This window comes from Sphingobacterium sp. ML3W (genome assembly GCF_029542085.1).
GTDB lineage: Bacteria > Bacteroidota > Bacteroidia > Sphingobacteriales > Sphingobacteriaceae > Sphingobacterium.
Genome location: NZ_CP107036.1, coordinates 6367685 through 6381235 on the forward strand (window position 1 = coordinate 6367685; position 13551 = coordinate 6381235).

Below are 13551 nucleotides of genomic sequence, written 5' to 3' on the forward strand. Positions count from 1 at the left end.
AGCTATGAGATCGGTAAGGTTTTTTGTCCTATATATATAAACGGAGATTATGGAAAGGATCCAACAGGTCAAGTATTCAAAAGATACGGAGGTGCATGTGCATTATCCGGATTTTATATGGGTATGCATTGCCTCGGTTCTTTTCGGGGGGATTTGTTGGTATATTGGCCACATCGCTGCGCTGTCGGACTGGTTTGAAGATAGTCCCTTGATCTTGAGTTATCTATTTTATGTGATGATCATTGCTGTTGCGCTCTTTTATACGCGCAGGGTGATAAAGCTATTGGACAAGCGGAAAAGCTGGCTGCATAATTTTGGTGACCGTTTGGGGGCACAGTTCTTCTTTTGCGTTTTGTTGCCTACGATATTTTTATTTGCAATCATAAGACCCGTTGCCCCGCCCAAAAGCGAGTGGATATGGCTACCGCTCCTGGTGATCTTGGGCGGGATGTTGTTTTTTAATATAGGCTATGCGATCTTTTTTTATTCGTCTGTGTATCGCAAAAGGGAGACTTATGTCAGGGAACTGGAAAATCGAGTGGAGCATCTGGAACAAAAATTATCAGAGGATAAAGAGCCGCAATCAGCACATTTGTCCGACAATCAGCTGGATGAAGAAGAGCCTTCCAAAACAGATGAGCACGAAAAAGAAGGGGATATGACCGAAGAAATTGATCTCGTACTGTTGAAAGGAATGGATACGCTTGAAGAAGAATTTTTGCTAAACAACAGATATCTCATAAAAAAGATTATGTACAATGAGCTAGGTATATTTTTATTCGAGAAGACCAATAATACGCCGATCGTCAAATTATTTTTGAATAGCGATATGAATGCGGGAATAGGCTGTGAGCAACGTAGTCTGAACGAGATTGTGCGCGATACGCACGGCTTTGTACAGAAAATAGACCGGCATCACGCGATCCCCTTGGATATGATTAAGGCCTGTTATCAATTGAAGGGCGGCCGGCTTCGGATCACTTTACATGTACCGTTTGGAGATAAAGACAGTTTTGTGGTTTCGTCGACCATCTCGCGTAGGATAAAAGACTGGGTAATGCTTCAGGTGCCCATTGAAAAGGATAATAGTACAAATCAATAATATAATATTGGCTATGGAAAATCTAAAAGGTAACACTTGGAAATGCCGTGCCACGGGTAAAGTAGCATTTCCGTCGTTGATCGAAGCAAAATGGAGGATGATCAATTTTAAATTCATGACACGCATCAGGAATAAAGACGGCAAACGTGTCAAACATCGCATGGGCAAACCGGCTTGCAAAAGAGCCTACTATTGTAAATTTTGTAAGGGGTACCACATTACGAAATGGGATAAAAGTCATTTCAAAAACTACAAAAATGTAGTGGTGACTTGGGATATCTCTGCTATAGTAAATGATTATAACTATTTATTGGAATAGTGTTATTAAAAAGGTTAAAACAGGCCTGTTAAGAGTTGAAAGGCCTCGGACAGTCCTTTTGGTCTTGCTATTTCGCAGGTTGATATTGCCAGAGGCTTTCTCTTCGTTAAGGTGGTTTTCCAGTTCGCCATCCATCATCGGTTCCAACATATGCTTCATTAATGGCGCTAGAACGTCATCATTAGGAGATAAACTTTTGCCTTCATAAAGACCTTACATAGCTCCTACCTTGAAGCGTTCAAAACGCCGAAGCTCTCTTGACTGCCTTTAAAAACAAACACTAACGAAAAATCGAATGGGCCCTTTTTTTCATGACCGTGCCTTTTGAATAATTGAAATTAAATAATCTTATTGAATTGTTTCTCTGACACAATTCATGTTACAGCCTCTATATAAGAGCGAAAATTTTTCTTTGTTAGTGCGGGAAATGAATATGTTTTAAGGTTGTACTTATTCAAAACTATTACTGTTTTTTAAATATGAAGTAAACATATGTTTGTTTCTGGTTAAAGTGTTTACTGTACACGAATACGTTTTCGCTATTAGCACAATCGATTGCGTTTGTTTTCGCTGATAACTGTTTGAATCTAATAAACTAATATTACAATAGAAATTCAAGCAAGGGGTTTGTTAATGCCGGTTTGGATTAAATAAGTTAATACCTGCTGGATGATCCAGGATTAAAAACCAATCGTATGTCAATTATGAAAAGAAAGAAGACTTTTTATACCTTATTTTTCCTATTTGGATTCAGCAATTCAAATTTGGTTTCTGTTTTTGCATCAGATGTCAAAAAGGTTATTTCCTTTAAGTTTATCAGATCTTTCATGTACTGTTTCAGAATCAAACAGATTTTTTTGTGCTTTCCTGGTCGCAGGCAAGTGATGGTTTTATAAAATTGAAAGCCTAAAAGGGAACATAAAAGTTTGAGTACATGCTATCTATAATCAAAATGCAGGATCTTTACTATATTTCAGCGCAACCCGTATCAGTTTATTTTATCTGGCAACTGGATTTATTAATTTTTAATTTTAAGAATCTGGGTTTAAACAAAGAAAATATCCATATACTTTTTGCATATAATGAGGAGGTTGACAAGAAGCAAATTTTAGAGGAATTCGTGAAGAGAAATTCTAAATATGCTTCCATCTTTTTGTATAATGATACAAGAAGCAAAAAGAACTATTTATCTTCTGTAAGGCCTCATATCATCGCCAAACATATTGCTCAACACCCTTATCTGGAGCAGTCTGTATTATTATACCACGATTCAGATCTATTGTTTAAAAGACTTCCAGATGTTAATCTTTTCATGGATGACGAGTACTGTTATGTTGCCAATACCAAATCCTATCTAGGGTATAATTATATAATGGATTGCCTCACTGAACGTGAATTCGGGAAAATGTGCAGTATTGTGGGGATTTCCTCAGAGCAGGTCAAAGGTCTGGATCAAAAATTTGTGGGGGGCGCTCAATATATCGTGAAAGGAACCTCTATTGATTTCTGGCAGAAAGTGGAAATAGATGCTGAAAATCTATTTAACTATATGACTGCGATTAATGAAAAAAAGAATAGAGATTTCCGTAGTAATAATGACGCCCTAGCCGGCAAAAAGATAGGCATACAGGCATGGTGCAGTGATATGTGGGCGATGCTCTGGAATCTCAGTCTAGGTGGAAAGGAAATTCGTGTTTTAGAGGATCTGAATCATTGTTGGCCCTGGGATCACATGAGCGAATGGGATAAGAAACCTATTCTGCATTATTCAGGCAGTATAACCAGTACAAGGTTTTTTAGAAAAGGCTTATATAATCTATTCCCGCCATACTATTCGAAAAACATCGCGGAAATAGACGTTGATACAGTAAGTTATGCGATGGCGCAAGGAATTAAAGATTTTGTAGAAGAGGAATTGAGGCCAAACACCTACACGGATAGTAAACATTCATTTATTCTGATCTATGACCATATCAGTGCCGACAGCTTAGATGTCAATTTGCTATGGTTTTATAAATATTTCAATATAAATCTCATCGTTTTGGATTTAGGTGCAAATTTTGGAAAGGAGCAGCTTGAGCTACTTTCCGGCTTAGGTTATGGATACTTTTCTTTCGATCATTATAAAAATGAAGAGTTGTTAATTGATGATCTGTCAGACGCCATAAAAACGCCATTTGTTGGCTGCATGCGCAATCATACAATACTCTCAGAACACCAGCTGATTTCCGCCATGAAATTCATGAGAAGTATGAAGGACAAGGAGGTAAAATCGGTCATTCCTTATAGTGAGAGTGCGGAAATTGCACAGGTGGACAGCTTATTTCATGCATTGTTTTCAGATTTTATAGATATAGATCTACTGGTTAAGAATTATGACAAATTTAATCTGGTGCAAAAAAACAAAAATGAAAGAATCGCAGCCTTCTTTACAACAACCGAAGAATTTCTGTCACAATTAAGGGGAGTTGATCTTAAGAATTCGGTGGATGATATTTTTAGTTGTCCTGTAGAATCCGGTTATATTGATGGACCTTGTTTTCAACTTTAATCAGAACACCGTGGAAAATACGATAATTAATCACCCGGCAAACAGGAGCTGCGAAAAATTACTGATCAAGGCGATCCAGACCGGCAAAACCAGAAGGAATAAAGATAGGGATCATCTGACGGAGAGTTTTCAAAAATTAATTGCCGAACTCTATGACGAAGAGAATACGACATTTGGTAGCGGGGTAGTCGGTATGGCCTGGAGGCTGGAATGGATCGTTAAGAAAAAGCTCTTTCTGGGGTTTGACCTGCATGAAGTTGAGGAAATTTTGGAAGACGTGGATAATTTTATCTATAAAAGAACGATTTATCAGAATGCATCTGATTTTTCACTGACAGATGGTCTTTTGGGAGACTTATATTATCTGGTTAATAGATTGGACAGGATCAGCCCGGAGGTTAAGAAAATTCCTATCGCAAAATGTATTTTTATCTTGATAGATAGGTTATCTACAGCCTTTTCTGCTATAGTTTCATCAAATGTCGGGAGCTCCAAAAACGTTAATGATTGGAGCAGTGATCAATTAAAATTCTTTTCTCAGCTGTTTCACATATTGTCTTTCGTACCATTCTTACCCTACACGGAATATGGAGTTATTCAGCAATTGATTGATAAGATGTCCAATTTCATAAAATATCTATTTATTGAATCATTGGATATGCATCCAGATGAAATCTCACAGGAGCGATATACCGACCTGTTAATGTTGAGTGTATGTTACCATAACGTCGGAAAGAAATTGAAGATTAGCAGATGGGAAAAAAGAGGAAAACAATATACCGCTCATTACATCGGCTTGATGAATTTTGATGAGATATATTCTGCAGCATTTTCGGAAAAATTTCTACGGATTTATGGTTTAATAGTAAGCAGCGGGATTACTATAGAAATTAACACTAAAGTTTTAATAGAAAAGTTATGGATTGAATACCAAAGTAATAATCAAGATAGGAGTGATTTGCTGGAGGCAATTATCGGTGGAAATACTAAACCTAGCCATGCTGCGATGATATCTGATTTACAAATAATATCCATATAGTGATAGTAAACCATCTGAAAAACAAAAAGGATAACATGCAAATAATTTCAATAGTAATTGCTACCTATAATAATGAGCATTCAATTGTCAACACTCTAATGTCGATCAAAAGACAGACATCTGATCTTTGGGAATGTGTTATTATTGATGATTGTTCCACAGATGGAACGGTAGCAACTGTAAGGGCAGAAATTGCAGGATATCAACGGTTCAGGCTATTTGAGAATCGAACAGTTAAAGGGGTAGGCTATTGTAGAAATCTAGGGGTAGATCATTGCCTGGGCGATTATCTCGTATTTTTAGAGCCTGGTAATTTTTTGTACAATACCTGTATCGAGAAAAGAAGTTATTTTATTAAAGGGTGGTCAAATATAGATGTTTTGGTTTCTCACACCACTTTGTTTAAGGACCAGGTAGACCATGTTATCGGTAGCATCAACCATAGTTTAATAGAAACGAATTACCATGATCTGATCAATAGTCTGATAAGATGCTGCCAGATATGGACAATGAGTTCAGTGACATGGGAAAAGAGATTTCTGTTAAAGATCGGAAAATGGTCCACTAAGTTTGAATCCTTTTCAGAAATGGATCTCTATATCAGGGGTCTTTTAGAGAGACCTAAGCTCCATTTTACTAAAATTGAAGATTCATTGATGAAAATAGAAACTAGTAAATCGGATGTTTTACAAGAAATTAGGGAACTTACTATGTTGCTCAATATATACTTTGAGGTAATTAATAGATTTTCGAACGGTAGGACGGTGCAAGATATTTATAATGCATCTTTTATGTTTCTTATCAAGAATATATTACGGTTGATCCTATCAAACGAGATCGAATTAGGAGAGGGTGATAAACAGCTGCTCTTTTCAATATTGGAAAAAATAACAGATGAGGAAGGTGTGCTCCAGGTAAGAGCAATTTTGCAATAAACATATCAAAATGAATCATATAAATAGTTATCTGTGTCCGTTTTGCTCTTTTTCTCTGCCGATAATGAATATTATTGGTACTGACTTTCCCGTGATTAAAGAAAAGAAGATTGTCGGAGGTGGAGAAAGGTACGGTGGGTGCCCCAATTGTCTCAGTACAGATAGAGACCGACTCGTTTTCGTCTATCTGAAATCCGTCTATAAGATATTTGAAAGAAATGACTGTAAAATTCTCCATATCGCTCCGGAGTTTAACCTATTGAGATCTTTGAATGATCGATTTGCTGCCTCAGATTACATATGTGGTGATCTTAATCCCGCTTACTATAACAGCGGTCGAAAGATGATCGAAAAAATTAATATTCTAGATATTCCTTATCCTGACAAATACTTTGATCTGGTTATTTGCAACCATGTACTGGAGCATATAGAGGAAGATATTTTGGCCATGAAAGAAATTTTTAGAGTGCTTAAAGCCAGCGGGCAGGCGATTCTGCAGACTCCGATTTCATTTGATCTGGATGTTACGTATGAAAATTTTGAGATTGTGAATGAAACCGACCGTGAGACTGCTTTTGGTCAGAAAGATCATGTTAGAATATATGGAAATGATTACGTGACAAGATTAGAAAGTGTTGGTTTTTCCGTTCAAAAGTTCAATCTATATCCGGATTACGACCTTTTTGGATTAAATAGTGAAGAGCGGTTATTTGTATGCAACCGAAATGATTAATGCAGCATGTATAAATAATATATGATGGAAAAAGTTTTTATTTCAATTGGCGAAAACTGTCTCGCAGATGCAATTTTAGCAAGGTTTGGTTTAAAATCATTCACGACTCCGTTTTCTCATGGTAAATCCAATATAGAATATCTATTGCAGCTTGAAAAAGAAAGGTATAAAGATATAGTCAATACCGATTATTTGGAGTATGGGGACCTAAACAATAATCCTTCCAGCAGAAAGGTTCCAGTGTTAAAAAAATATGTTAAAACCTGTAATGTATATCACGAGATGTTTATGGGCGGGGTGGTGTTTTCGCATAGTGATGTAATTGAAAGTGTGGTAATTAGGGATACCATCAAAAAACGCGCGGAGAGGTTAGTGGATATTAAAGGAAAAAAAGAGGTGTACGCCTTTTATCACCATAGATTTACGAATCATCGGTCTGATTTTGAAATGCTGATCGATGACCTGGATTCCTTTATACAATTATACTGTACGGATAAGGTTTCATCCAAATGCATATTGTTCACGCAGCATATTATTGAAAACGGCCAGGAAAGGGGGGTAAAGTATGCGTCTCACAATCATGTCCATATATTCATGTTTTACACGCTTCAGGAATGGGAGGGGACTGACGATGACGTTTTCTGGGCAAAATGTGATGAAGATTTAATTGCGCAAATGATTGCCCATGTCCATAATATCTAAAATTTGTATGAAATGTAATCAAATAGGTGAAGTCAAATACCACGAACAGTGTTGTTTGGGGTTTTCTTCCGATATAATAAGTTGTTAATTATTTTAAAAATGAAAAAAAACAGGATTCAAATTCTTTTAATGTTAGCTATGTTAACCCCGTTGAGTTTAGTTAAAGCGCAGTGGACCGGTAAAAGAGAAAAACCAACCAAGACCGTTGAAGTCAAATATGGTACGATTACTCCACCAAACAGAGCGGACTCCGCCATGGCGGCTTTCCGTAATTATGGGCTCGGACAATTTATCCATTGGGGATTGTATGCTATACCCGGCAACGAATGGAATGGCGTAAGTGCGAGACAGGGGGCTCCAGCATCTGAGTGGATCAGAACCTGGGGCGGACCGACTGCACCCAAAGACTGGCTGAACATCTATGATAACCTTTATAAGCAATTCAATCCAAAAAATTTTGATGCTAAAATCTGGGCTAAACGTGCGAAAGAAATGGGAGTCAAATATCTGATTTTTACTACAAAACACCATGATGGATTTTGTTTATGGCCTTCTAAATATTCTGACTATACAGTGGCTAACAGTCCCTATAAAAAAGATATAGTTAAACAAGTCGTAGACGCTTATACCGAGCAAGGTATTGATGTCTTCCTTTATTTTTCCGTGACGGAATGGACCAACAAAGATTGCATTACATCCATCCCGAAAACCGCCGATGAAAAAGCAAGGTTTGACCGTTTTCTAAAATATACCAAGAACCAATTACTGGAGCTGCAAACAAATTATCCCCAAGTAAAAGGGTTTTGGTTTGATGGCACCTGGGATAGGTCCTGGGTGAATTCCTACGAATTTACTTACAACTTGGAAAAAGAACTCAGGAAAAATAATCCAAATTTAATCATCGGGTCACGCTTTCGCAACGATGAACACGGAAGTAGACATTTTGATTCAAATGGGGTACTGTTAGGGGATTACGAACAGGGATGGGAACGTAAGATGCCTGCAAGTATGGACATTCTTGATGGGCATGATTGGGATTGTGTGATGACGATACCTCCAAATGGATGGGGCTATGTTAAGAACACCGATGGTATGTACCTTAAGTCCACCGATGATATTATCGACCTATTGATGAGGTCCCGTTCCATGAATGGTAATTTTGTTCTCAATTTCGGACCTGACGGGGATGGAAACATGAGCACGCACGAAAATGAACTCATCACAGATTTAGGAAAATGGACCAAGGTGAATGCCGAAGGTATCTATAATGTCAGTCACTTTCCACTTGAGAGTAAGTATGGATACTATACTGTCAGTAAAACCGATTCGACATCGTTGTTCTTAACCGTTATGAATAGGCCCGTCAATAATATTTTAAGAGTGGTCTTCCCCAAGAATTCCAAACTGATCCCTGCTTCAGCCGCACTGCTGGACTCCCACCAGGATTTAATTTTAAAAAAGGCAAATATTGGTTTCGATAGAGATAAAAATATGTATTTCGATATTATCATTCCCGAGAATTTGCAATCCAAACGAGCCTTTTTGGTAAAGATAAAATTGGGGAGTGCGAAAACTGTAGAAGACAAATTGATGGATGCAAAAATCTAAGATAAAGATATTATGAAACAATTATTGTTCTCTCGAAACTGTCGATAGTTTATATATTTTATTATTAATTATTTAAAAATTCAAAAAAAAATGAAAAAATTAAAATTAAATTTCATTAATCTAGGAGACGCAGAAGTCCTATCAAAAGATCAACTTAAAAAAGTCCTAGGTGGCGGCTATGGTGCAAATAGTGGAACTTATAATGGGGTTCCACCAACAGACCCTGGTTCAGTCACCAATCCTAGTAATCCTGTAACTGATCCTGTTACAAGTCGGTATGGTAATTTCTAGGCTTAAATTTTAAGTTTTAGTATTTCAGGGAAGCTGCCTCCTTTGATGGAGGCAGTTTTTTATTGATCATGACCTCTCAAAATAACAATGAAACCAATTTCGATTATAATTCCGACGCATAACAACGAAAATACGATTGTTGATACAATAGAATCTGTTCAAAAGCAGACCTCCCGATCCTGGAATTGTATCCTGGTAGATGACCATTCGAGTGATCGGACGATAGCGAATATAAAATCCAGGATTGTCAATGATGAACGGTTTCAATTGGTTGAAAACTCCGCCAATCGAGGCGCCAATTTTTGTAGAAATATAGGCTTAAAATTGTGTAAAGATGATCTTCTCATATTTTTGGATGGCGATGATATCTTGTATCCTAATTGTATTGAAACCCGAAGTTCTTTCCTGAGGGGGAGGATGGATCTGGATATGCTTGTTTCTCAGACAACGTATTTTAAGCATGATATCAATAACGTAATTGAAGTATTCCGGAACTCCGAATCGGACAATAATAAGGAAAAATTAATCGTATCATTTTTAAAGCATCAGATCATATGGACCACTACAGCCGTAACCTGGAATAAAAATTTTTTAGTAAGAATACAGGGCTGGAACGAGGATTATCCACGTCTTCAGGATGTTGAACTGAATATCCGCGCCCTTATGGAAAGTCCTGTGATAGCATTTACCGGAAGGGCGGATTCTTATCTGAGAAAAAGTGAATTCACTCAGGCAAAGAGGGTAGCTGCATTTTGGGGATTCACGAATCTGATTTCTTCGTTTTATGGAAAATTAATGGTCAGTACTGATGACGAAAAAACGTTAAATGACTATGGTGAAGCTTTTCAGCATCTTATACAGACGATCGTCAAGTACTATTTTCTAGATGAGAATAATTATGATGAAGAAATGAAAGCCTATTTTTTAAAAACGGTCCACATGATCTTGGATGAGAGTTCCTATGAACAAATCTTTGAGGCACTTTCCCTTCTTAGTGCTGATTGATTTTGATTGCGCATTTGAACTGGACCTTTACGATTTGAAATAAGTTTTTACAGCATCAGTTTATTTATATTATTTGTAGACTAGAATGAAAATTCGACTTACAACATTTGCCCGCCCCGATGACGACTTGTTAACCCGGTTTACTAACCGTTATCTTTCAGGAGGAAAAACATGGAAAGATCTTGAGTTTGTCTCTGATGAATCATATGATCGCTTGGTTATCTTAACGTATCCCCATAAAGATACCCTAGAAAAAGGCTATGAAAAAAATAAGGCACTTACATTCATGACAGAACCTACGCTTTCCTATTACGCGAAGAGTCATCCGACGGAAGTGAAGATGAAAATACATCTTCATCTGCCTTTTTTTCCTAAAAATTTTTCATTGTATCGGGAGATCGGCGAAAAAGTTGATATTGATATTATAGAACAGAAGAAAGATAAGCTTCTTTCTGTAGTTGTGAGTGAATTATCAGGGCTGCCGGGCCATAGGACCAGATTGGAGTTTGTTCATGTGATGGATCAGCTTATCGCTGATGGTTTAGATATCTATGGAAGACCATTTAATGGCAATTATTTTTCATTGTTAGCTAATTATCGAGGGTTCTTGCCGGATAAATACGATGGACTATGGCAATATCTTTATCATCTGGCCTGCGAGAATAGTTTTGAAAACGGTTATTTTACAGAGAAATTAATCGACCCGATTGTGACCGAAACACTATGCTTTTATGACGGGTGTCCAAATATAGAGGAATTCGTTGATCCCCGGGCTTACGTGAAAATTAACATTCACAACATTGAAGAAGCATTAGGTACGATAGTAAAAACGATAAATGATCAGGAGTGGAAAAAAAGATATCCTTTTATTGCTCGCCAGAAGACAAGATTTTTAACGGACTTACATCCGCTAAATTTAATTTGGATGGCCGTTCACGACCGGGATGTTGACAACATCTATACATGTTCTTAATCAAATGAAAAATTTTGCTCATTCAAGCCTACGTAGGTGTCATTCTGAATCTTATGTATATTTTGTTTCCGTTATCAATTAACCAACCATAATCACTAACTAAGCGTGCTAAAGAAATTTCCACATTATAAGCAGATGGATATGATGGATTGCGGGGCAACCTGTCTCCGTATGATTTTTAAATATTATGGACAGATGGTTTCTATCCACAAGATTCGAAAACTATGTCAGACCACCAAAAATGGCGTCAATCTGTTGGGTATTTCCGAAGCTGCGGAAAAGCTAGGGTTCCGTACCTATGGCGTTCGGTTAAGCCTTGAACAGCTGAAAGAAGTACAACTTCCCTGTGTCCTGCACTGGAATCAAAACCATTTTGTAGTTCTGTATCGAATGAAGAAAGGACGATATTCCATTGCAGACCCGGCAACCGGACTTGTTACTTTCCAGGAAAGGGAATTTTCAAAAAACTGGTATTCAACAAGGGAGCTACATTCAGGATTATCGCTTCTTTTGAGTCCCGGCCCCGATTTCTATCAGTTAGATGATGATGAAGCTTCGGTTGCTTTGAAGTGGGGTAAGATGTTTACTTATTTCTACCAGTACAAAAAGCTTTTCCTACAGCTGTTCCTTGGCATGATCTTAGGCACGATTTTGCAGCTGGTCACCCCATTTCTTACCCAATCAGTAGTAGACATAGGAATCAATACAAAAAATATCAGCTTTATAAATTTAATACTGATTGCTCAACTTATGCTTTTTATCGGCAGTGTGTCAGTTTCTTTTATTCGTTCATGGATTATGTTGCATATCAGTACACGAGTAAATATTTCAATTTTGACAGATTTACTGATCAAGATCATGAAGCTCCCAATGTCATTCTTTGATTTAAAAACACATGGAGACTTGATGCAGCGGATGTCAGATCAGCAGCGGATAGAATCTTTTCTAACAGGAAATACCTTAAATACCTTGTTTTCTTTAATCAATATGCTGATTTTCGGAACCTTGCTGATTATTTACAATAAGACAATTTTTTTGGTTTTTTTTATTGCAACAACATTGTATACGCTTTGGATCTTGTTTTTTATGAAATATAGAAAGGAACTTGACCATAGGAGGTTTAAGATAGGCTCGGAAAATCAAACCTATATGGTGGAAATGATCCAGAGTATCAAGGATATTAAGCTTAATAACGCTCAAAAGCAGAAACGCTGGGGCTGGGAGGCTCTACAGGCCAAGCTCTTCCAGTTCAAGGTAAAAAGTCTTGCATTGGCACAGTACCAGTCACTGGGGTCAATGGCAATCAACCAGACAAAAGGAATATTCATTACCTACATTAGCGCTAAAGCGGTTATCGATGGTGAAATTACATTAGGGGGAATGATGGCGATCCAGTACATTGTCGGAATGGTCAGCAATCCCGTAGAATCTTTATTAAGCTTTTTACAATCTTATCAGGATGCCAAGATTAGTATGGAACGACTGAATGAGATCTACGAAACCCCGGAGGAGGAGGATATCCAAAAGGACTACCTATCCAAATTGCCAACGCAAAAAGACATTGAAATTCGAAATCTAACATTCCGATATTATGGCGCCGGAAATGAACCTATATTTCAGAAGCTCAATCTGACTTTCCCTTCCGGAAAGACAACAGCCATAGTTGGAACCAGCGGTAGTGGGAAAACGACGATATTAAAGTTGTTATTGAGATTTTATGATTATGAAGAGGGGGAGATTCTTGTTGGAGGTAAGCGCCTGGAACAGATCGATTTTTCCCTATGGCGGGACAGTTGTGGTGCGGTGTTACAGGATAACTATATATATGCTGATACGATCCAACGCAATATAGCCATTAATGACGAATTCCCTGATGAGCAGCGACTGCAGAATGCCATCACCGTTGCCAATCTGGATGAATTTATCGCTGAACAGCCCTTTGGAATAGCAACGAAGATTGGGACCGGAGGGAAAGGGGTTAGCCAGGGGCAACGGCAACGTCTTATGATTGCAAGGGCTGTCTATAAGGAACCCGATTTTATCTTGTTGGACGAAGCTACCAATTCGCTTGATGCCAATAATGAGAAAGTAATTATTGAAAATCTGGATCGTTTTTTTCGAAATCGTACTGTGGTGGTGGTTGCTCATCGGCTGAGTACGGTAAAAAATGCGGATAACATTGTAGTGATTGAAAAAGGAGAAGTTGTGGAACATGGTACCCACTCGGCCCTAACCCAACTAAAAGGAAGATATTTTGAGCTCGTTAAAAATCAGTTGGAACTAGGGAATTAAA

At 37.7% G+C, this 13551-nt stretch carries 12 protein-coding genes; all 12 read left to right on the plus strand.

Annotation, left to right across the window (positions count from 1 at the left end; translation table 11 throughout):
* Window positions 1-49 precede the first annotated feature (49 nt).
* Complete coding sequence (locus tag OGI71_RS26315) at window positions 50-1102, plus strand: hypothetical protein (protein WP_282253140.1); 1053 nt, start codon at window positions 50-52, stop codon at window positions 1100-1102.
* Between the two features lie 13 nt (window positions 1103-1115).
* Window positions 1116-1421: a hypothetical protein gene (locus OGI71_RS26320; RefSeq protein ID WP_282253141.1), complete on the plus strand. Its 306-nt coding sequence runs from the start codon at window positions 1116-1118 to the stop codon at window positions 1419-1421.
* A gap of 934 nt (window positions 1422-2355) precedes the next feature.
* Entirely contained in the window at window positions 2356-3972 is a 1617-nt protein-coding gene (locus OGI71_RS26325; protein WP_282253142.1) for a hypothetical protein, read from the plus strand.
* Window positions 3973-3982: 10 nt separating this feature from the next.
* Window positions 3983-5011 (plus strand): hypothetical protein, encoded by a 1029-nt coding sequence (locus OGI71_RS26330; protein WP_282253143.1) that lies wholly within the window; start codon window positions 3983-3985, stop codon window positions 5009-5011.
* A 35-nt stretch (window positions 5012-5046) separates the two neighbouring features.
* On the plus strand, window positions 5047-5946 hold the full coding sequence (locus OGI71_RS26335) for a glycosyltransferase family 2 protein (RefSeq protein WP_282253144.1): 900 nt from the start codon (window positions 5047-5049) through the stop codon (window positions 5944-5946).
* Between the two features lie 64 nt (window positions 5947-6010).
* Window positions 6011-6679, plus strand: a complete 669-nt coding sequence (locus OGI71_RS26340; RefSeq protein ID WP_282253145.1) for a class I SAM-dependent methyltransferase — start codon at window positions 6011-6013, stop codon at window positions 6677-6679.
* 21 nt (window positions 6680-6700) lie between these two features.
* On the plus strand, window positions 6701-7381 hold the full coding sequence (locus OGI71_RS26345; RefSeq protein ID WP_282253146.1) for a DUF1796 family putative cysteine peptidase: 681 nt from the start codon (window positions 6701-6703) through the stop codon (window positions 7379-7381).
* Between the two features lie 129 nt (window positions 7382-7510).
* Window positions 7511-8989, plus strand: a complete 1479-nt coding sequence (locus OGI71_RS26350) for an alpha-L-fucosidase (protein ID WP_282253147.1) — start codon at window positions 7511-7513, stop codon at window positions 8987-8989.
* Between the two features lie 90 nt (window positions 8990-9079).
* On the plus strand, window positions 9080-9280 hold the full coding sequence (locus OGI71_RS26355) for a hypothetical protein (protein WP_282253148.1): 201 nt from the start codon (window positions 9080-9082) through the stop codon (window positions 9278-9280).
* Window positions 9281-9367: 87 nt separating this feature from the next.
* Window positions 9368-10285, plus strand: a complete 918-nt coding sequence (locus OGI71_RS26360; RefSeq protein WP_282253149.1) for a glycosyltransferase family A protein — start codon at window positions 9368-9370, stop codon at window positions 10283-10285.
* Window positions 10286-10370: 85 nt separating this feature from the next.
* Complete coding sequence (locus OGI71_RS26365) at window positions 10371-11258, plus strand: glycosyltransferase family 10 (RefSeq protein WP_282253150.1); 888 nt, start codon at window positions 10371-10373, stop codon at window positions 11256-11258.
* 105 nt (window positions 11259-11363) lie between these two features.
* Window positions 11364-13550, plus strand: a complete 2187-nt coding sequence (locus OGI71_RS26370; protein WP_282253151.1) for a peptidase domain-containing ABC transporter — start codon at window positions 11364-11366, stop codon at window positions 13548-13550.
* Window position 13551: the final 1 nt, after the last annotated feature.

Coding starts and splice junctions, on each gene's coding strand:
- OGI71_RS26340 (WP_282253145.1), top strand. CDS start 6,011: ATGAATATTATTGGTACTGACTTTCCCGTGATTAAAGAAAAGAAGATT.
- OGI71_RS26360 (WP_282253149.1), top strand. CDS start 9,368: ATGAAACCAATTTCGATTATAATTCCGACGCATAACAACGAAAATACG.
- OGI71_RS26320 (WP_282253141.1), top strand. CDS start 1,116: ATGGAAAATCTAAAAGGTAACACTTGGAAATGCCGTGCCACGGGTAAA.
- OGI71_RS26315 (WP_282253140.1), top strand. CDS start 50: ATGGAAAGGATCCAACAGGTCAAGTATTCAAAAGATACGGAGGTGCAT.
- OGI71_RS26355 (WP_282253148.1), top strand. CDS start 9,080: ATGAAAAAATTAAAATTAAATTTCATTAATCTAGGAGACGCAGAAGTC.
- OGI71_RS26335 (WP_282253144.1), top strand. CDS start 5,047: ATGCAAATAATTTCAATAGTAATTGCTACCTATAATAATGAGCATTCA.
- OGI71_RS26365 (WP_282253150.1), top strand. CDS start 10,371: ATGAAAATTCGACTTACAACATTTGCCCGCCCCGATGACGACTTGTTA.
- OGI71_RS26345 (WP_282253146.1), top strand. CDS start 6,701: ATGATGGAAAAAGTTTTTATTTCAATTGGCGAAAACTGTCTCGCAGAT.
- OGI71_RS26350 (WP_282253147.1), top strand. CDS start 7,511: ATGTTAGCTATGTTAACCCCGTTGAGTTTAGTTAAAGCGCAGTGGACC.
- OGI71_RS26325 (WP_282253142.1), top strand. CDS start 2,356: ATGCTATCTATAATCAAAATGCAGGATCTTTACTATATTTCAGCGCAA.